Source organism: Runella limosa DSM 17973 (genome assembly GCF_000482465.1).
GTDB classification, from domain to species: domain Bacteria; phylum Bacteroidota; class Bacteroidia; order Cytophagales; family Spirosomataceae; genus Runella; species Runella limosa.
Map to the genome: position 1 here is coordinate 122,503 of NZ_KI519430.1, position 20,562 is coordinate 143,064.

The window sequence follows — 20,562 nt, forward strand, 5'->3', positions numbered from 1 at the left end:
GCCATAATTAATTGTTAATCACTGACTTTCTTTCGATTAATTGTTAAGGCAAAACAACTAACAAAAATACAAATGCAATCCATCCGCAACATCGCCATCATTGCGCACGTTGACCACGGTAAAACCACTTTGGTGGACAAATTCATCCACTATTCGAAGCTGTTTCGTGAGAACCAGCAGTTTGACGACCTCATTTTGGACAACAATGACCTCGAACGTGAACGAGGCATCACGATTGTTTCTAAGAACGTATCAGTACGCTACAAAGACGTTAAAATTAATATCATAGATACCCCAGGCCACGCCGACTTCGGAGGAGAAGTAGAACGCGTACTTAAAATGGCTGACGGTGTAGTGCTTTTGGTGGATGCTTTTGAAGGCCCTATGCCTCAAACTCGTTTCGTATTGAGCAAAGCGCTTCAACTTGGATTAAAAGTTGTGTTGGTGATTAATAAAGTTGACAAACCAAACTGTCGCCCTGAAGAAGTTCACGAAGCGGTATTTGATTTGATGTTTAACTTGGAAGCCAACGAAACTCAACTTGACTTCCCAACGGTTTTCGGTTCGTCGAAACAAGGCTGGATGGGTCCCGATTGGCAAAAACCTACTGAAGACATTTCTCACTTGTTGGATGTCATCGTAGAAAACATCCCAGCGGCGCCTTCTAACGACGGTGACCCTCAAATGCAAATTACTTCCCTCGATTATAACTCATTCGTTGGTCGTATCGCCATCGGGCGTGTACACCGTGGAACGCTTAAAGAAGGTGCGCAAGTAGGTCTTTGTAAAGCCGACGGTAGTGTGAAACGTAACCGTATCAAAGAACTTCAAGTGTTTGAAGGACTTGGTCGTCAGAAAGTGACGGAAGTTTCTTCGGGAGATATTTGTGCAGTAACAGGTTTGGAAGATTTTGAAATTGGTGATACTATCACTCTTTACGAAAACCCAGAGCCAATTACACGTATTGCCGTTGATGAGCCAACGATGAACATGTTGTTTACAATCAACAACTCTCCGTTCTTTGGCAAAGAAGGTAAATTTGTAACATCACGCCACTTACGCGACCGTTTGTTCAAGGAAATGGAGAAAAACCTTGCCTTGCGCGTAGAGCCATTCGACAGCGAAGATAAATTCTTGGTGTTTGGTCGTGGTATCCTCCACTTGTCAGTATTGATTGAAACGATGCGTCGTGAAGGCTACGAATTGCAAGTAGGCCAGCCACAAGTAATTTTCAAACAAGACGACAACGGACAACGTCTCGAACCAATCGAAATGTTGGTTGTTGACGTTCCTGAAGAAACTGCGGGTAAAGTGATTGAGCTAGTAACGCAGCGTAAAGGTGATTTGCTCGTGATGGAACCACGCGGCGATTTGCAACACTTGGAGTTTGACATTCCTTCTCGTGGCTTGATTGGACTTCGTTCTAATGTATTGACAGCTACTCAAGGGGAAGCCGTTATCTCTCACCGTTTCAAGTCGTATGAGCCTCACAAAGGCCCTATCGCAGGACGTATCAACGGTTCTATCATTTCAAAAGGAACAGGCCCAGCTACTCCTTATGCCCTTGACCGTCTTCAAGAGCGCGGGAAGTTTTTTGTTGACCCAAGCGAAGACCTTTATATGGGTATGGTTGTGGGTGAGCATAGCCGTCCTGGCGACATCGTTGTAAACCTTCAAGAAACGAAGAAATTGACCAACATGCGTGCCTCTGGTTCGGACGATAACGTGCGTATTGCTCCTAAAATCAACTTCTCTTTGGAAGAATCAATGGAATACATCCAAAAAGATGAATACCTAGAAGTAACGCCACAAACACTTCGTATTCGTAAAGTATATCTCGACGAAAACGAGCGTAAACGTAACTCTAAAGAGCTAGAAATGGCTTAGTTCTAGCAATAGAACAAATACTTGTAAGGCAGACCTTCGCGGGTCTGCCTTCTTTTTTTCTACAAATGTTGCGCCTCTACCGAGGCTCTTTGGATTCTTCTAAAACTTTTGATTAAACTACAAATGTTGCGCCTCTACCGAGGCTCTTTGGATTCTTCTAAAACTTTTGATTAAACTACAAATGTTGCGCCTCTACCGAGGCTCTTTGGATTCTTCTGAAACTTTTGTTTAAACTACAAATGTTGCGCCTCTACCGAGGCTATTTGGATTCTTCTGAAACTTTTGTTTAAACTACAAATGTTGCGCCTCTACCGAGGCTACTTTGGAGGCTTCTAAAACTTTTGATTAAAATACAAATGTTGCGCCTCTGCCGAGGCTCTTTGGATTCTTCTAAAACTTTTGTTTAAAATACAAATGTTGCGCCTCTACCGAGGCTATTTGGATTCTTCTGAAACTTTTTGATTAACAAAGACAAATAAAAAAATCCTCGCTTTCTCAAGCGAGGATTTTTTATGATTTAGGCTGATTCTTTCTTAGAAGAATTTCGCGCGGTTATCTACTACTTTCGCATTTTCGCGGATGGCTTCATTCAACAAGTAGCTTGCTTGAAGATTCTTTGATTGCAAATTGGCTTTGTACATCGAGTAATCGGCAATGGCTGGTGCTGGTGTATCAGAAACTTTCTCCATGATAAACACACCGTTCTCTCCCGTAAATACTTTTGATTTCTTGCCAGCTTTCAAACCAAAGCCTTTTCCAAGCGCGATTGGATCAAGTCCTGCGCTTGTCAAGAAACCTGTCGCCAATGAGATTTCATTTGCGGCTTCTACCAATGCACCTGCACCATATTTTTGGGCAATCGCCTCAAGCGTTCCACCTTGGATACCGCTCAATTTCTTTGTGATTTGCTCTGCTTTAACTTCGTTACGCACTTTCAAAGTAAGCTCGTCACGGAAGTCATTGATTGAAGGGCTGTCTTTTGATGACTTACCCGTCAAAATAGCCACCACATATTGCTCGTCTGTTTCAAACACTGGCGAAACTTGGTCAGTCTTGGTATCATCGTTAAATGCCCAACGGACAATTTCACGCGCGTTTTGAATCGTGTTCACGTTGGTTGCCGATTCTGGGATACGGTTGGCCGTTTGCACAAGCAAACCTTTATCTTTTTTCACGTTCTCATCAAATGCTGACTTTGATTTAGACTCAATCGAGAATTGGTCTGCTTTCGCATAAATCGCATCACGCGTTGCTTGGCTTGGCGTCATTGTCTTGCCAATTGCCGCAATTTTATAAAGAACGTTCGTTTTAGGCTCTGTTACTTTAATAATGTGGAAACCGAAATCTGATTCAATCAAACGGCCAATCAAACCTGTACCACTCATAGCAAATACAGCGTCGTTAAATGGCTTCACCATGGCACCTTCACTGAAGAAGCCTAAGTCACCACCACGCTGTGCCGAACCTGGATCAGCGCTGTTTGCCGTGGCTAATTGTTCAAAATTAGCACCGCCTTGCAATTGCTTCAACAAATCAGCGGCTTTGGTACGCGCTTCTGCTTTGGCTGAATCGCTTGTTCCTTGCGTACGAATCAAGATGTGACTGGCACGTGCTGTATAAGCTGTGTCAATTTTGGTACCGCCATACTTATAGATAAAATACGTATTTCCTTCGCGGTAAGGGCCATTTACGCTACCTGGAATGAATGACTTCACCGCCGACTTCAACTGATCTGTCATGTCTGAATACGACCAGTAAAGTTTTGTAGGTACGTCCGAATTCACACGAGCATAAGTAGAGTCGCTGGTTGCTGTTGCCAATCCACGCGCCAATTCTTTAATTTTATTGTACATTTCCACGCTATCTTCTTTGGTAGCAATAATTGGGAAAGTTACATATTGAATAGTGCGAGAGTCAAAGCCTTTGTATTCATCTTTGTGCTTGGCCAAATAATCTTGCAATTGCGAATCAGTCACCTTAATCGTTGTGTCAACCACTGAGTAGTAAGGTACATACAAATAGCGAAGTGACGCTTTAGCCGTTTGCGCTTGGTATTCTTTCTCTGCTTCAGCGCGTGTTACGTAGCTACCAGCGCGGAGTAAGTTTTCGTATTTCTGACGAAGACGATCTTGCGCTAAACTCTTCTCAAAATTTTCCCAAGCTTGTTGTTGCTCTACTGGCAAGTTTTTGAGGTTTTTGAGGTAGCTTATCACTTGAGTCTTGTCAAAAACACCCGTTTGAGGGTTCGTAAATGACTGTTGAACGGCTGGGCTCACGTTGTTCCCTTGTACCATGTCAACTAGCTCGTCGCTGCTTACTTTTAGTCCCAACGCATCGTATTCTTTTTTGTAAGCATAGTCGATGATGTACTGATTCCAAACCTGCTCACGAAGGCTTTGTTGTTCTGGTTCAGAAGCGGCACGACCACTTTGAGCTTCAAACGCCTGACGGGCTTGGTCTAATTTGAGTTGGAAATCCTTGTAACTAATGGTTTCACCTGCGATTTCGCCGACGTTCTGATTGTTTCCAAACAATGCCTGCGAACCTAAAATGTCACCTCCGACAATAAATAGAATCAAACTGGCGGCAATAACCACTACCGCAATACCTGATCGCTCCCTGATTTTGTTGATTAACGCCATAGTTGCTTGCGCGTTATTAAGTTTAAAGTTAATTGTTTAATTAAATGTTCTAAGGAAAAGAAAGGGTTTCCAAAAATTGACCCGCAAAATAACATCATTTACTGGTACATTCCAACATTGATTCATTCTTTGTCAATTTTCGTGCCAAGGTTTTCTTGTTTTTAGCGTATTACGAGCAGTTTTTTGGTAAAGATTGGCTTCCCAAAACTACGGACTTTCAGCAAGTACGTGCCCGAGGGCAGCGGCGTTAGCCGAAGGGGTTGCGAGTTTGACAACAAGGGGGTTTCTTGTTCCAGCATCAGTTTCCCATTCAAATCCATTACTTGCATTCTTACATTGGTCAAATCTTCAAAACTCTCCAAAAGAAAAACCCCATCCAAACTTGGGTTAGGATACACATTTACCCCGTTGCCCGACACATCCAAAACATAATCAAAAGGCTCGGAGGTCAGGGATGAACAAGCCCTACCTGGTTCTAAAAAATAAAAAGCGGTTACGGTATATGGGCCTGATTTTTGAGCTTTGAGGTATTTTTCTACAGTGATGGTTTCTTCTGCCCCATAATTCCACCTAAACTGAATGTCTGACAAATAATCTCCTTTCACGTTTAGAATATAATTACCCGTTTTTTCAATGCTTGGCTGCGTAGGAATGGGGCTTACTTCTACTTCTACCTCTTTCGATGGAGCAGAAACGCACCCTTGCTCATTAGTCGCAATAACACTGTATTTGCCAGATTGCCGAACCAGTAAGTTAGATGAGGTTGCACCATTATTCCAAAGGACTGATGATGACGCATTAGAATACAAAGTCACCGCTTCACGCTCGCAGAAACGAACCAAACCACTGGGCGAAATGACGGGGGTTTCGGGCGTTGGATACACCGTTACGGTTACTGGGACAGAAAACTGAGAGAAACAATTGTATTGATTGACTGTTCTTGCAGAAAAACGTCCTGATTCACGAACGGTAATGGAGGTAGCATTTTGTCCAGAATTCCACAAAAAGCTATTGGTCGTTGAAAGAGTGGTTCCATTTTCAATCTCTAACACGACATTTTTATCATTACAAAATTCCAAAGGCCCTTTGGCAGTAATGGTTGGAACAGATGGTCGAGAGTTTTTCACCGTGGAAGTAGCTGCTGAATACCCCGACCAACACTCGTTTGCATCTTTTATTCGTACGGTATATTGATTTGTCTCCGATACGTCGATGGTTCGGCCGTTGGCACCGTTGCTCCACTGATAAGCTGAGGCTTCGGGTACTGAGAGCGTAATTTGATCTCCTTCACAAAAAGAAGTACCCCCACTCGCCGAAATGATGGGAATGGCTGGTTTTGGTAGGGCCTCAAACGTCTGTTGATTAATTTCGACAGTAGGAGAATACACAAAATTTCCATTAAAATCTCTCACCTTTACCCGATACGTCCCATTCTCAACCGTAATTTCTCGCGAACCTCCTCCCACTTGGTTCCAATTTACTTCAGGATAATTATTGGCTTGAATGGACAACTTTATCCGATTTTCTCCTGCACAGCTTACTTTAAAAGTAGGTATTGGAAAAGGATTCCGAGGCTGTGAACTTTGGAAAAACGAATCAGTTAGCGCACTATTCCAAGCCTCAGCTAACTGCGTCAATCCTGTTCCTTGCATATGTACTCGGTCGGGACGGGGAACTTGAATATTATCGGTTTGAGGCCCAGCGAATACATTGTAAACGGAGCTAATTACCCGATTTTGAGCATTTATCACTGAATTATTTGTAGTCTCTTTGATAAATGATACTCTTGAAACCACCCAACTCAAATTATGTCCAAAATCGTTACGGCTCTGTCCAATAAGTTGTTGAAGATTTGAAACAATTTCATCTTCAGGCACCCTAAACTCATTATCAGCTTCTCCCTGATGCCAAAGAATGGCTCGAATTCCCGTAATTGAGGCAAACTCCCTTAACGAAACCCGAAGCTGTGAATAGGGTAATTGGTTAGGATAAAACCCTTCTACATAAGGATTATTGGCATTTCCGTACAAACTTTCGCGCCATGCTCGACTCGTTGTTCCTTCGAGCGCGGCATTATAAAAAAGGATAGGCACATTGAATCGTTTTACCAACATATCTCCTAGAGTGCCCCATGACCAAGCAGAATGTCCATAAGGAGCAATGTAACTATCGGCATTTAAGTGCGAGAAAGTTGGTTGGGGAAGCTCATTCGGTTCATAACTGCCATTTAAATAATTGAAACAACTCACTCGATCGTCTAAGGCAGCAGGGGCACCAAAGTCCTGAATCCCACGCGCATTAGACTGACCTGCTACCACAAACACCTCCCCTATTCCTACGCGATCGACTTCAGCGGTTTCGGCTACTTGCCCGTTTCTAACCAATCTCACTTCTAGTTTATACCACCCACCTTCTGCTGATATTTCTCCTGAAAAAATACCACCTACTGGTGCATTTTCAAGCACCTGCCAACCAGTAGCAGTACCCTGCCCCGCATTGAGAGGGGTCAAAGCAGCTTCAACTCTTTCAGGAATGGACTGTTTATACGTCCCTGTGACGACAAATGAGGCCTTATTGGCTTGTGAGCGTTGAAAAACAATGCGAGATGTTGGAAAACTAACGGTTACTTGAGAAAATGCGGGTAGGGCGGTTAAAATAAAAACGACCAACCTTACATAATGGCACCTCAAACTTCCAAACACTCCGTTAAAGTAGGGCTTTGGCATTCGATAATGAATAGGTTACTGCGAAAAAGCTGCAAAATTACGCATTTGCCGCATGAAGGCCAAACCGACAAATCAATCGGTCTCGGTTTTAATGGTATTTCAATGTTTTTTGTGGGTTTGTTAACTTCCTGATTTACCCTATTTTAGAAATTAGCGGGCATTTTTCTGTTTGATTTGACCGTCGCTCTTGCTAACTTGCGGCCATGGCAGACAATTTTGTAGTTTCGGCGCGGAAATATCGCCCCATTACTTTTGACTCAGTTGTTGGGCAGTCACACATTACGACTACCCTCAAAAACGCCATTCGTACCAACCACCTCGCCCAAGCTTTCTTGTTTTGTGGGCCACGTGGGGTAGGTAAAACAACCAACGCCCGTATTTTGGCCAAAACCATTAACTGTCAGAGCCTTACTGACGAGATTGAGCCTTGCGGAGCGTGCGAAAGTTGTGTGGCTTTTCAAAACAATGCTTCTTTTAACGTTCACGAATTGGATGCTGCCTCCAATAACTCCGTGGATGATATTCGTAACTTGATTGACCAAGTACGCTACCCGCCCCAAACGGGTAAGTACAAAATATACATCATTGACGAGGTACACATGCTTTCGTCGTCGGCTTTTAATGCTTTTCTAAAAACGTTGGAAGAACCGCCGAGCTATGCCATTTTTATTTTGGCAACAACCGAAAAGCATAAAATCCTTCCAACGATTTTGTCGCGTTGTCAAATCTTTGATTTTAACCGCATCCAACCACGCGACATTGCCGACCATCTTGAGCACATCGCCCAAAAAGAAGGTATTTCGACCGAACGAGAAGCGCTCGAACTCATTGCCCAAAAAGCGGATGGCGGGCTTAGAGATGCCCTTTCGATGTTTGACTTAAATGTCACTTTTTCGACAGATGATACTGTTCGGTACAAAGACGTTCTCGAAAACCTGCACATTCTCGACTACGACTATTATTTTAGGCTGACAGACGCGTTACTTGCAAGTGAAGTCTCGCAAACTTTGTTGATTTTTAATGAAATCATCAAAAAAGGCTTCGACGGGCATTTGTTTGTAGTAGGGATGCTGGAGCATTTCCGTAATTTGTTGGTAGCCAAAGACCCTGCAACAGTTCAGTTGCTCGAAGTATCCGAAACGGCCAAAAACAAATACCTAGACCAATCGGCGCGGGCTTCTGTCTCATTCTTACTTTCCGCATTGAGCGTTGGAAGCCACTGTGATATAAACTATAAGTCGGCCAAACAGCAGCGACTGCACGTGGAAATATGCCTAATGAAACTGGCAAAAATTCCTGAAGTTCTGGATTTGAACACGCTAACGGGCGACGAAAAAAAAAAGTCTAGTCTGACCGAAAATAGCCAAGTAGTAGTTCAAACGACTGCTATTCCTAAACCCATTGCCTCCCTTCCCAATCCTATTGTTGCGGCAGAAACGCCTCCTCCCTACCCTCAAAACGGCTTGCCAGGCGCTTTGGGGAAGCTCCGTTCGACAGTCAATATTTCTGCGCAACCCCAGCCAGTAGAGGAGACAAAACCAGTAGCAAAAACCCCAGAAGACGCCACGATTACGGCAGATTTGCCAACCAATTGGAAAGACCAGCCTTTTACAACCGAAGAACTTCAACAAACGTGGGATGCCTTTTCTCGTTTTCGGGAGCAAAATGGGGGTGCCGTCAGCGAGCAAATTATGCTCAATCGTGAATTCAAAATGGAAGGAAATACGATTGAGTTAATTTTAGACAACCTTCACCAAGAGGTTCTGCTCAACGATGTGAAACCCGAATTGCTGGGGTATTTGCGTCGCCATCTTAAAAATCGGCAAATTCAAATTTCTTACCGCATTGCGCCCAACGAAGTAAAGCGTAACCCCTACACCCCGCTCGAAAAATTCAATACCTTAGCCGAGAAAAACCCTTCTCTTCTCGATCTCCAGCGCCTACTTGGTTTGGACGTTGATTTTTAATTAGCAAACTCCCTTCACAAATTTATAGCTAGCTCGTTAACCATTAAATAAATTTCTAAACGAAATTTTTAATGTGCATTTTCGTTTATACTATGTTTTTACTATACTAGCTTACAATTTTACCATTTCTTCATTTCCACTTATGAACAAGTTGCTTGCCACTGCATTGTTATTATTCATTTCATTGTGTTTAGTAGCACAAAACACTAAAATCACTTTTGGTGAAGTTCCCATTGAAGATATATCGTCCAAAATTTATCCCAATGATTCAACAGCGGAGGCAGTTGTTTTGTATGATTTTGGCGAAACGTCGTTTGACTATCGAAATCAAAAGTTCTACATTACCCTAAAATATCACGAGAGAATCAAGATTTTGAAAAAATCTGCGCTTGACCGTGCCACAATCAGTATCCCTTTTTACAAGGGAAGTAAAGGCGCCCAAGAAGAATACATCACCCAAGTCAAAGGCTTTACCCACAACCTGGAAGATGGCAAAATAGTGAAAGAAAAATTGGCTAAAGAGATGATTTTTAATGAGAAATTATCCGATGAATACCACCAGCTTAAGTTCAGCCTACCTAAAGTTAAAGAGGGCTCTGTTATCGAATACAGTTATGAAATCTCCACGCCAATGACAATTAATACAAGTCCTAAAACTTGGACATTTCAAAGTAGCCTCCCCGTGAAATGGAGCGAATACCGCATTACCATTCCCAACGTTTTATTTTATCGAATGATAATGTCGGGGTACTTGTCTCTCGACATCAATGATTTTAAAAATACCAATACCATGTTTGCGGGCTCAAGCATGAACGCCATTTCATACCAATTTGTCGTAAAAAATGCCCCTGCTTTTAGAAATGAATCGCATATCACAACCCCATCAGATTATTTATCAAAAATTGATTTCGAGCTCGCAAGTATTAACTGGCCAGAAGTCATTACCAAGAACTTTTCGTTAGACTACAACAACTTAACACAAACCCTTTTGAGCGATGAAAATTTTGGAGAAATCTATAAAAAAACCTCTATTGTCAAAGACATTGCCAAACAAATACAGGCCGAAAATAAGGATACTTTAGAGCAATGGAAGGCGGCTAAAAATTATTTAGTCAAAAACATTAAATGGAATGAGGAGAACGGAATATATGCCTCTAATCTCAAAAAGGTACTGGAAAAGAAAGAGGGAAGCTCCTCTGAAATCAACTTTTTGTATTTATGTATCCTCAGAGAGTTGGGTTACGACGCGCATCCACTAATCCTAAGTACAAGGGCTCATGGTCGTATCAACCCTACGTATGCTCTATTGAAAAAATTCAATTATGTTGTGGTTCACCTGTCACACAATGGCAAAGATGTATTGCTTGATGCCACAGATGAATACCTGCCTCCTCACATTCTTCCTGTTTCTTGCCTGACCGATGACGGCTGGCTTGTACATCCTACTCAAGCTCGTTTTATCTCGATTGTACCCAATGATACTGATCGAGAATTTGAGAAAGCCGATTTGACAATTAGTGAAGAAGGAGAGCTAAATGGGACATTTTCAAAATCCTACGGTGGATACAGTGGCGCAAGTGCTAAAAATGCGTTCAAAGAGATTGGGAAGGACAAATTTTTGGAAGAAATAAAAAAAGGCAAACCTGCCTGGACAATCACAAAAGCTGAGTTTAAAAATACAGAAGCCATTGAACAGGTCATGGAGGCTAATTATGAACTAAGTATGACAGAGTTTGCCAATGTTGCAGGGCCAATGATTTATTTAAAACCAATGCTTTCTGAAGGCCACACCCAAAACCCCTTCAAAGAAAGTGAGCGAATTTACCCTGTTGATTTTGAGGCTCCTATCGAAGAAACTTTTTTGGCCAATTATACCCTGCCCGCTGGTTTTCAGGCCGTCGAGCTTCCCAAACCTGCGGCGGTTGCCTTGCCCGAGGGCGGAGGGCGTTTTGTATATACGGTTTCACAATCGGGTAATAAAATTACGATTATCAGCCGTTTGAACATTCGCAAAAAAAGCTTTATGTCATTGGAATATGGGACTTTAAAAGCATTTTTCGACCAACTTATTGCCAAACACAACGAGCAAATCGTCTTGAAAAAAGGCAATTAATCGTAATATCAATTCATTAACAGCAGTGAAATTTTCACCCTATTTAACGTATGTTTCTAACACGCACTTCCTCTCTATTAGCGATAATAATTATTCTCTTTGCGGTTAGTTTACGGGGGCAAGAGTATGCCGTTGCAGGTGTATCAGAGTCCCTCAAAAACAAAGCAGACGCGGTTGTCCGATTCCATCGAACGGAGTTTATTATCAAAGACATTGGCTTCGCCACCACCAAAGTCAGCGGTGCTATCACGGTTCTCAACGACAAGGGAGCTTTACAGGCTTCCATTGTTGTTCCCTTCAACAAGTTTACCAAGGTCAACGACATTGAGGCCCAATTATATGATTCAAAAGGTGAAAAAGTAAAACGTCTCAAACGCAGCGAAATTGAAAATTACAGTACCAACACGGGCGACAATTCCGTTGATGACAGTTATGCCAAAGTAGCCCTTCTAAAACACACCTCCTACCCTTACACGGTGGCCTTTTCGTATGAATATACGAATAAAAACATGATGTTTTACCCCACTTGGGCTGCCATACTGAATAACTTAGAACGAACTTCCGTCGAAAAAAGTGAGTTTATCATCACTACGCCCAAGGGGTTCTCGTTTCGGTATTTGGAGAAAAACATGCCTACCAAAGTAGCAATCTCCCATTTGGATGATAAGGATATTTATACGTGGGCTGTCTCTAACCTGCCTGCCGTCGAAAAAGAGCCTTTTGCGCCTGATTTGGACAATTATTTACCCATGGTATATACCGCTCCAAACGCCTTCGAAGTGGAAAATTACCAAGGCCAATTAACTTCTTGGTCCGACCTTGGGAAATTTTATGCCGAGCTCAATAAAGACCGTTATCAGCTCACACCTCAAGCGATACAGGCTGTCAAAGAAAAGGCAAAGGGTATAACTAACACCTCCCAAAAAGTGCAGGCTGTTTACGAATACCTTCAATCACACACCCGTTACATGAACATTAGTTTGGGGATTGGAGGTTGGCAATCGATGAAAGCAGCCGATGTTGCCACCAGAGGTTTCGGGGATTGCAAAGCCCTTACCACCTATATGAAAGCCATGCTCAAAGAAGTGGGCGTGACTTCATACCCTGTTTTAGTAAAAGCAGGTGACGACGAGGCCGACATTCTTACTCAATTTCCCTCCTTCCAATTTAATCACGTTTTTCTGTGTGTTCCCAACCAAAAAGACACCCTTTGGCTTGAATGTACGAGTCAAACAAACCCTTTTGGGTATTTGGGAAGCTTTACCGAAGCACGCCACGCCCTTTTGGTCACGGAATCGGGAGGGGTGCTCATTAAAACTCCGACTTACTCCCAACAGCAAAATCAGCTTATTCGCCACGCTTTTGTCAAGCTGAAAGATACCGCAGAAGGGGAAGTACATATCACGACTACTTATACTGGATTGCAGCAAGAATACCCTCAGTATGTGGTTCATTCGCTAACAGCTGATGACCAAAAAAGGTGGTTGCAAAAGAATTTGTCCTTTCCAAGTGCAGAAATCAGCCATTTTGAATTTAAGGAACAGAAGGCTGCCGTTCCCAAGGTGGAAGAAAAAGTGACACTTCTTGTCCGAAATCTTTGTACAAAAAGTGGCAGCAGAATGTTTGTAACACCCAACTTACTCAATAAAAGTAGTAATACCTTCATTGCCGCTTCCGAGCGAATTTATGACTTTGAAACAGCCATGAACTACGCTGATAGCGACAGCATTGTGATTGAAATTCCGTCAAATTACAACATCGAATTTTTACCCACGGAAGCACAAGTGTCGTCAAAATTCGGGAATTATACAGCTACGTTCAAAGCAACGGGAAATCAAATCGTTTACCTCCGCAAAATGAGTGCTTCTAAACAAAGATTCCCGCCCAGCGAATACTCGGCGTGGGTAGAGTTTAGGAGAAAAATTGCCAAATTTGATAAAGCACAAATTGTTTTGGTTGCCAAGCAGTAATCTTCCAATAAAATGAAGGTTTGGACGAATATGATTTATATTTACCTTCGACTTTAGAGTATATTGTCACCCGAAAGTCATATATTAGGAAACAGTATCACTTCAAAACCCAAACCTTCACATCTCATGTTCACGCGTCGTGATTTTTTGAAAAGCACTGCCATCAGTGGGGCTTCTTCTTTGATTTCGATTAACCCACTTTTGGCGGCTACTCGTCCCAAAAAAGATAAATTAGGAATAGCCTTGGTGGGTCTCGGTTATTACAGCACCGATTTGCTCGCTCCTGCCCTCCAACTTACCAAAAACTGTGAGCTGATGGGTATTGTCACAGGAACTCCTTCAAAAGCAGAAACCTGGCAAAAGAAGTTTAACCTCAAGGACAAAAACATCTACAATTATCAGAACTTTGACCAAATCGCCAACAATCCTGATATTGACGTAGTGTATGTCGTACTTCCTCCAAGTATGCACCGCGAATTTGTCGTTCGGGCTGCCAAAGCAGGAAAACAGGTATTTTGTGAAAAACCCATGGCGCCAAGCGTAGCCGATTGTGAAGCAATGATCAAAGCCTGCGCCGATAACAAAGTAAAACTCGTCATCGGATACCGCTGTCAGCACGACCCAAACACCCAAGCTTACATGAAGTTTGCCAAAGAAAAAACGTTTGGTAAAGTACGGATGGTCACTTGTGGCGCAGGGTATTTTGACGCTCGTACAACCCACTGGAAACAAAACAAAGCCCTTGGTGGCGGCGTAATGGGTGACATGGGTGTGTATGCCATTCAAGGCGCACGCTTGGCAGTAGGTGAAGAACCAACGTCGGTTTCGGCCCAATTCCACACAACTCGCCCCGATATTTACAAAGAAGTCGAAGAAACCGCCACGTTCCAATTGGAGTTTCCGAGTGGTGCTTTGGCCGCTTGCCATACCAGTTTTGGTATCAATATGAACTACTTGCAAGCCAATTGCGAAAAGGGCTGGTTTAAAATGGAACCGTTTTCAAGCTACACTGGCAACAAAGGAAGCAGCCCTCAAGGCCCGATTGATTTCCCTTTACAAAGTCAACAAGCCAAGCAATTGGACGATGATACCGACGCACTTATCAAAGGTATTCCATTAATAGCGCCAGGCGAAGAAGGGCTACGGGATATTCGCATCGTAGAAGCCGTTTATAAATCGGTGGCGAATGGTGGGAAGAAAATTACCATTTAACTTTTTTTCTCACAGATGAACACAGATTGAATACCCACAGATGGGCACGGAAATGATTTCTGCGACATCTGTGGGTTGTTTAATCTGTGTCTTTCTGTGAGAATACGTATCAATCAGCCACTTTTCCCAATAAATTTACCCCAACCAATAAAAAGAGAACTCCCACTAAAAAGGGGACGATGGTTTCCCATTTTGTGAGGGTGAAACCTATCACCGCCTTGTCTGACATAAAGGCGATGCAAGCAAAAAGAATAAAAATAACGCCAATTCCAGTTAAAATACTTCCAAACGTACGTTTCATGTGAGCGCGAGGTTTTATATACGTTGCAAAACTACCAATTTATACAAAAAACTATTCTACTCTTCGGGTCGGATTTTAAGCCCTTCTTGATGAATGATGTATTCGGAGGTATAATAAAATCGATGGCATAGCCAAAGCCCTATCCCCCAACATCCCAAGGCTAGTATCAAGGTCGAGACTTTGAACATGACCAAGAAAAAGCCCACAAAAAAGGCGTAGAACCCTTGACGAAGCAACGTATCCATCACATAATGCCTTTGCAAAAATCGCCCAAAAAGCAAAAACAGCATCCCTATCACTAGCAGCGACCATTCCAAAATATACCCCCAATTCAACCCAACTGGCATGTAGCGAACGAGAAAAATAATTTCTGGCAACATCATGAGGACAAATAGCAGTCCGTATTGCTGTAGGCGTTGTCCCATTTTCATTGGCATATTTCGCAACAAAGGCAACTGTAAATGTTCAAATTCGTAGAGGTGTAACACCAGCACCGAATGAACCATCCCAATCGTCAGCGCTCCCAACGAAAACAGGCGCTGATCGTAGCTGTCGGTAGGGTAAATTTTGCAAATTCCCACTACAACAAAACAGGAAAAACCTTTCGTCAGAAACAATAAAACGGGGTTTTCGGAGAATAAATACAGGATAAAATACAACCACTGAGGCTTGTTAAAACGTCGGTTTAGGTAAGTAGTAACTGTGCTCAAACGCGTATCAGGGTTAGGCCGTTGCAGGCGGTATTCGTAGGCAGCAACCCCCGTTACAGGCACCAATAGGAGATAAATCATCGTTGCGATAACCGACAATCGCTGCCCAGTCCACCAGCCGTAATACCCCACAAAAATCACGTACAGCGCCACAGGTAACCAAAGCATCCATTGTACATACAACCACGCCGCCCAACGGTAAGGTTTGGCAATCAACAATAAGTTATAGAGAAAACTGTGGGAATCCCACAAGAGCCTTTGTCGTACAAAAAAGACCGTTTTGAAGTGATACAAGGCAAATACAACGCCCATTAGCGCCAACAAAAATGGTGATGCAAACACATAAGAGGCAAGAGCGATGTGATCTTCGGGGCGTAATATACCGAAAGCAAACATGGCCACTAAGAAGAGAAAGCCAGTATTGAGTCGGTAATATTCAGTAACGAGGGTTTTGCGGAGAATGTGAAGTACGGCTAACATCAGTGGCGGTCGTTTTTGCCCCGAGGCGGCGGAAGTTCCGTGATTTTTTTGTCTTTTACTTCAAACAATTGCTTGATGGGAAGGGCCTCAAATCGAAAATCTTGGTGCGAAGAAAGCAAAAATGTCACACCCTGGGCATGATACATTTGCACAAGCTCATATACCTTTTGGACAGTTACATCATCAATCGTAATCAATGGTTCATCCAAAATAATCACTTTGGGTTGTCCCAAAAATGCAACTGCCAACGATGTTTTTTTTAGCATTCCGCTTGAATATGTTCCTGATGGTTGGTACAAAAATGGCTCAATACCAAGCAATTCAATCAACTCATTCACTTGTTTTTGCGACGCTTTTTTGGCCTTTGCTACAAATTGAATCAAATCATTGGCGGTCAAAAACTCGGGATAATCAGGTTCTGCTTCGCCATAATTGATGTGCAATCGGTAGTCAATGGGATTTTTACGAATATCCCAAGCGCCCATTTTAATTTCACCCTCAAAAGGCAACATACCCGCCAACGTCCTAAAAAATGTCGTTTTCCCCGAACCATTCGCCCCTTTAAACCAGTGAATTCCCTCTTCTAAAAAGAGAGAGGGCACCTGAAGTACCAGATGCCCCCCGTAAGATTTGTGTAGATTGGTAATTTGAAGCATACCTTCTTTACAACTTATTTTCTTGTTTTAGCCACACTTAGTACGTGTTGGCCAATTTTAGTTCCTGCTTTATTGCCTTCATCACAACCCGAACGATAGTGAATACCTCCATAAAGGCGACTGACATTCACACTTTGCGCAGCTTCTCTAAACGACTTAAATGACATCACGCCGTGTCCATGTTTGTGTTCGGTCGAGTCGGTAAAAGCTATATTATCACCGTGTACAAACGTCAATACTTCAGCAGAAGCGGCCGAAATCGTACTGTGCCCACTGGTATATTCGGGGAAAGGCGGGGTTTGCAAAAACGGTTGCCATTTTGGGTCAATGTCGGAGTTAATAACCGTTTCAGGGCGTACTTTACGGCTACGGTATTTTTCTTCCCAACAACCGATAAATCCGTCTAATAATGCAATAGACGTCAGGGCGTATCCCTCAACACTTCTATCAAATGGGGCTTTTTGTTTACGGCTCACCGTTGAATGAATGGCCAACCAATGCCCTCCTGGCGTCATTTTTTTATTGGCAAACATCACGTGCCCAACTACATTCATCACAAACGGATTATCATCCCAAAACCAAGCCGTCCGCTTTTGTTCTTCCGTCAGGTTTTTACCAACTTCATACACCTCACGCGTTTCGTCCCAAAACTTAGAGTTCTTATTTTTAGTCCACATGGGTGGCGTAGGAGGCATAAACTGACGCGAAGAATCCAATGACAATGAGCGGATTTTATGCCATTCGGGCTCACACGCATCAGCATAGGCTGGCGGCGTGGGCACCCAAGTACCAGGCTCATTAGTTACCGTAAAACGCACCCCACGGGTCTGCTTGTACTTATCACCCGTTGAGTACTTAATCACGTGCGCGGCAATACTGTCACCATAAGCCATTGAACGCTCAATTACCTCCGATGGGACGCCCATCTCTTCGTATTTTTTGTAGAACGTTTTTTCGTATTCATCAAAAAAACTAGCCGAAAAAGTCAGTGTTCTCGCTACTTTCAAAAAAGCACGGGTACTGGCCAAAGGAAAACAATATTCTTTGCCTGCTTCGGGTTGTAGGGGCGTCTTAAAGCCGTTTAGTTTGCCACCCAACGATTCGTAGGCAGGGAAACCTGGCACCATGGCCTCGTAGCCTGCCAAATTTGAATACGCATAAATTCGACTAGCGACGGGTGGTTTGAAGATGTCATGAATAATTACCTCAGTCAACAATTCCACCGATTTGTGGTATAGTTCAGGATCAGCTGCTTTTGCATTATACTCTTCTGGCTTGGCTTTGGGCTTACAAGAAACCATCCAAAGCGAAACACAAGCTGTCAACACAAAAAGAATTTTCTTTTTCAGCATAAGTTTCAAATTAGAAAAACGGTTGAATTAAAAAACATCCTAAGAAAATGCAAATGTAAAAAACCCCACCATCAAAAAATTGATTTCCATCAGTTATTTTCCCTCGTCGAGAACCATCCCACGGGCTTTTAATGTTTGTTTTTTGTAATTTTAAAAGAATAACGCTATTTTTCCACAAACTTAAACTCTTTAAAGCATTTGGTCGAAAAAGTAATTTCCTTAGAAAATGTCTCGCTCTTAGACTTTTTGGGCGTTGAAAACAACCACATTAGAGAAGTAGCCGCTGCCTTTCCGATGAGTAAAATCATTTCGCGCGGCAACGAAATTAGGGTAATGGGAACTCCCCCCGAAATCCTTCGCATTAGTGACATTCTTGAGTCATTGATTCAGCACTACCAAAAGTACGGCAAAATTACCCACGAAAACGTACGTCATTATCTTACTGCTAATGGTGGCTCCATTGCTCCACCCCACGTTCTCCAAGACGAGAAAGATGTGATTGTGTATGGAACGCGAGGGATTGTGGTACGGGCAAAAACTGCCAACCAGCAACTGATGGTGGAAAAAGCAGCCCAGCACGATTTGATGTTTGCCGTTGGCCCAGCAGGTACAGGAAAAACCTATACCGCCGTGGCACTTGCTGTTCAGGCCCTGAAAGAAAAGAAAGTCAAAAAACTCATCATTACCCGTCCTGCGGTGGAAGCTGGAGAAAACCTTGGATTTCTCCCAGGTGACCTCAAAGAAAAAATAGACCCGTATTTGCGGCCTATTTATGATGCTTTGGAAGACATGATTCAAAGCGAGAAGCTGAAGTTCTATTTGGAAAACAATATCATTGAGATTGCCCCGTTAGCCTACATGCGGGGGCGTACGCTCAATAATGCCTTCATTCTTTTGGATGAAGCCCAAAATACGACTCCTTCGCAAATGAAAATGTTTTTGACACGTATGGGCCCTAGCTCAAAAGTCATCATTACGGGGGATAAAACGCAAGTGGACCTTCCTAAAAACCAACAATCTGGTTTACGGGATGCCCTTGAAACCCTCCGACACGTCAAAGACATTGCTTTTGTGGAGTTGGACGGACGCGATGTCATTCGCCACCGTTTGGTGAAAGACATTTTGGATGCGTACGAAAAGAAAGAAAAATAATTGTTTTCTCGTTTGCATTGACAACTATGATTCAAAATGTACGGTGGATTGCCTGTTGGGTCTTTCTGTGGTTTAGTTTAGGTATTTTTGAGGCAAGTGCGCAACGTTGCTCGGCAGTTCAGTACGATTCGGTACTGGCCAAACGGTATCCTTATTGGAAACTAAAACGCCAAATGCTCGAAGATTCTGTTCAGACTTTTTTGCGACTGCCAAAGCGTGCGGCCCGTTTAGGAGCCATTTGTTCATCCATACGGATTCCAGTCGTTGTGCATGTTGTGCATTCAACGGCTACAGGTGCTATTGGGGGGGCAGGAAATGGCAATATTTCGGACGAGCAAATCAAAGAACAAATCAGAATACTCAACGAAGATTACCGCCGCAAAACTGGTACGCGAGGCTTTAACACCAACGCCGTAGGAGCAGATACTGGTATCGAATTTTATTTGGCCAATATCGACCCCGATGGCAAATCAACCAACGGAATAACGCGTCATTATTATGCTCAAAAAACAAATTTTGACGTTTTTAATGATGACCAACTTTTGGCCGACATCACCACCCAACAAAAAGAATGGCCAACCGACCGTTATTTAAACATTTGGGTAACTCGGTTTGCCAATAATTACCTCGGAATTGCGCAATTTCCGTCTGTTACGGGCGTAAATGGCCTCGATAACAGCACAGAACTACAAGTGCGTACCGACGGGGTCTTTATTGATTACCGCGTTTTTGGCATTGGCGCAACTGTCACCAGTCGTCTGTACAATTTGGGACGTACCACCACCCACGAGGTAGGCCACTGGCTGGGATTGATTCATACGTGGGGCGACGACAATTGTGGCAATGATTATTGTGATGATACCCCTCGCTGTGAAAGTGGCAATCAGTCCACCAATTGTGGGCCTGTGTTTTCATTTTGTTCGGGTGTTCGTACCCAAAACATGACCGAAAACTACATGGACTATTCGCCTGATTCTTGCATGAATGTTTTCACCAAAAATCAGGCAGAACGAATGATGGCCGTGATTGAGAAATCAACCCGACGAAACAGTTTGGTCAAATATTGGTGCTCTCAGCTTCCCTTTGGCAACAACCTCGCCATTGAGATTGCTCCCAATCCTGCCCAAAACGTTGACGTTACGTATGTGAGGGTTACTTTAAAAGAATTTAGTACGTTTACGGTTGAGTTGTTTACATTAAATGGTCAGCTCTTGCACCAAAAAGCATTTGAAAACTATCCGAGCTGGGATGTCCCCATTTCCACGGTAGATATACCACCAGGAACATACTTAATACGGGTCAAAACCAAAGATGAGACCGTCACCCAACGACTTGTTGTAATTCGATGATAAAAAAATGTCAGGTTGCTCCCAACCTGACATTTTTGTTTTAAA

13 protein-coding genes are annotated in these 20,562 nt (G+C 43.1%); 7 read left to right on the forward strand and 6 right to left on the reverse strand.

Features of this window, described 5'->3' with window-relative positions; all coding sequences use genetic code 11:
* Positions 1-72 precede the first annotated feature (72 nt).
* Entirely contained in the window at positions 73-1,887 is a 1,815-nt protein-coding gene (gene typA / locus K339_RS0130275; RefSeq protein ID WP_028526941.1) for a translational GTPase TypA, read from the forward strand.
* 533 nt (positions 1,888-2,420) lie between these two features.
* Here typA and K339_RS0130280 read toward each other — a convergent pair.
* Both K339_RS0130280 and K339_RS0130285 read right to left on the reverse strand, forming a co-directional pair.
* Positions 2,421-4,529: a peptidylprolyl isomerase gene (locus K339_RS0130280; RefSeq protein WP_028526942.1), complete on the reverse strand. Its 2,109-nt coding sequence runs from the start codon at positions 4,527-4,529 to the stop codon at positions 2,421-2,423.
* A gap of 161 nt (positions 4,530-4,690) precedes the next feature.
* Positions 4,691-7,255: a T9SS type A sorting domain-containing protein gene (locus K339_RS0130285; RefSeq protein WP_028526943.1), complete on the reverse strand. Its 2,565-nt coding sequence runs from the start codon at positions 7,253-7,255 to the stop codon at positions 4,691-4,693.
* 203 nt (positions 7,256-7,458) lie between these two features.
* Here K339_RS0130285 and K339_RS0130290 point away from each other — a divergent pair, with 203 nt between their 5' ends.
* The 4 genes from K339_RS0130290 (at position 7,459) to K339_RS0130305 (ending at position 14,517) form a co-directional block, all read left to right on the forward strand.
* The gene (locus tag K339_RS0130290; protein ID WP_028526944.1) at positions 7,459-9,222 is read left to right on the forward strand and encodes a DNA polymerase III subunit gamma/tau; all 1,764 of its coding nucleotides are present in this window, start codon (positions 7,459-7,461) and stop codon (positions 9,220-9,222) included.
* Between the two features lie 142 nt (positions 9,223-9,364).
* A complete protein-coding gene (locus K339_RS35360) occupies positions 9,365-11,335 on the forward strand; it encodes a DUF3857 domain-containing protein (protein WP_051398368.1) in 1,971 nt (656 codons plus the stop codon).
* A 50-nt stretch (positions 11,336-11,385) separates the two neighbouring features.
* Entirely contained in the window at positions 11,386-13,305 is a 1,920-nt protein-coding gene (locus K339_RS0130300) for a DUF3858 domain-containing protein (protein ID WP_028526945.1), read from the forward strand.
* Positions 13,306-13,431: 126 nt separating this feature from the next.
* Complete coding sequence (locus K339_RS0130305; protein ID WP_028526946.1) at positions 13,432-14,517, forward strand: Gfo/Idh/MocA family protein; 1,086 nt, start codon at positions 13,432-13,434, stop codon at positions 14,515-14,517.
* Between the two features lie 109 nt (positions 14,518-14,626).
* Here K339_RS0130305 and K339_RS0130310 read toward each other — a convergent pair whose 3' ends face one another.
* The 4 genes from K339_RS0130310 to K339_RS0130325 are packed head-to-tail and all read right to left on the reverse strand — an operon-like array spanning position 14,627 to position 18,016.
* The gene (locus K339_RS0130310) at positions 14,627-14,818 is read right to left on the reverse strand and encodes a hypothetical protein (protein WP_028526947.1); all 192 of its coding nucleotides are present in this window, start codon (positions 14,816-14,818) and stop codon (positions 14,627-14,629) included.
* 56 nt (positions 14,819-14,874) lie between these two features.
* A complete protein-coding gene (locus K339_RS0130315) occupies positions 14,875-16,008 on the reverse strand; it encodes a hypothetical protein (protein WP_028526948.1) in 1,134 nt (377 codons plus the stop codon).
* Complete coding sequence (locus K339_RS0130320) at positions 16,008-16,664, reverse strand: ABC transporter ATP-binding protein (protein ID WP_028526949.1); 657 nt, start codon at positions 16,662-16,664, stop codon at positions 16,008-16,010. Before K339_RS0130320 ends, K339_RS0130315 begins: the two co-directional genes overlap by 1 nt.
* A gap of 14 nt (positions 16,665-16,678) precedes the next feature.
* A complete protein-coding gene (locus tag K339_RS0130325) occupies positions 16,679-18,016 on the reverse strand; it encodes a vanadium-dependent haloperoxidase (protein WP_211243859.1) in 1,338 nt (445 codons plus the stop codon).
* A 198-nt stretch (positions 18,017-18,214) separates the two neighbouring features.
* Here K339_RS0130325 and K339_RS0130330 point away from each other — a divergent pair, with 198 nt between their 5' ends.
* Together K339_RS0130330 and K339_RS35365 are read left to right on the forward strand one after the other, a co-directional pair.
* Entirely contained in the window at positions 18,215-19,168 is a 954-nt protein-coding gene (locus K339_RS0130330; protein ID WP_028526951.1) for a PhoH family protein, read from the forward strand.
* A gap of 26 nt (positions 19,169-19,194) precedes the next feature.
* The gene (locus tag K339_RS35365; RefSeq protein WP_051398369.1) at positions 19,195-20,517 is read left to right on the forward strand and encodes a M43 family zinc metalloprotease; all 1,323 of its coding nucleotides are present in this window, start codon (positions 19,195-19,197) and stop codon (positions 20,515-20,517) included.
* Positions 20,518-20,562 lie beyond the last annotated feature (45 nt).

Coding starts and splice junctions, on each gene's coding strand:
- K339_RS0130325 (WP_211243859.1), bottom strand. CDS start 18,016: ATGCTGAAAAAGAAAATTCTTTTTGTGTTGACAGCTTGTGTTTCGCTT.
- K339_RS0130320 (WP_028526949.1), bottom strand. CDS start 16,664: ATGCTTCAAATTACCAATCTACACAAATCTTACGGGGGGCATCTGGTA.
- typA (WP_028526941.1), top strand. CDS start 73: ATGCAATCCATCCGCAACATCGCCATCATTGCGCACGTTGACCACGGT.
- K339_RS0130280 (WP_028526942.1), bottom strand. CDS start 4,529: ATGGCGTTAATCAACAAAATCAGGGAGCGATCAGGTATTGCGGTAGTG.
- K339_RS0130315 (WP_028526948.1), bottom strand. CDS start 16,008: ATGTTAGCCGTACTTCACATTCTCCGCAAAACCCTCGTTACTGAATAT.
- K339_RS0130305 (WP_028526946.1), top strand. CDS start 13,432: ATGTTCACGCGTCGTGATTTTTTGAAAAGCACTGCCATCAGTGGGGCT.
- K339_RS0130310 (WP_028526947.1), bottom strand. CDS start 14,818: ATGAAACGTACGTTTGGAAGTATTTTAACTGGAATTGGCGTTATTTTT.
- K339_RS0130300 (WP_028526945.1), top strand. CDS start 11,386: ATGTTTCTAACACGCACTTCCTCTCTATTAGCGATAATAATTATTCTC.
- K339_RS0130285 (WP_028526943.1), bottom strand. CDS start 7,255: ATGCCAAAGCCCTACTTTAACGGAGTGTTTGGAAGTTTGAGGTGCCAT.
- K339_RS0130290 (WP_028526944.1), top strand. CDS start 7,459: ATGGCAGACAATTTTGTAGTTTCGGCGCGGAAATATCGCCCCATTACT.
- K339_RS35365 (WP_051398369.1), top strand. CDS start 19,195: ATGATTCAAAATGTACGGTGGATTGCCTGTTGGGTCTTTCTGTGGTTT.
- K339_RS35360 (WP_051398368.1), top strand. CDS start 9,365: ATGAACAAGTTGCTTGCCACTGCATTGTTATTATTCATTTCATTGTGT.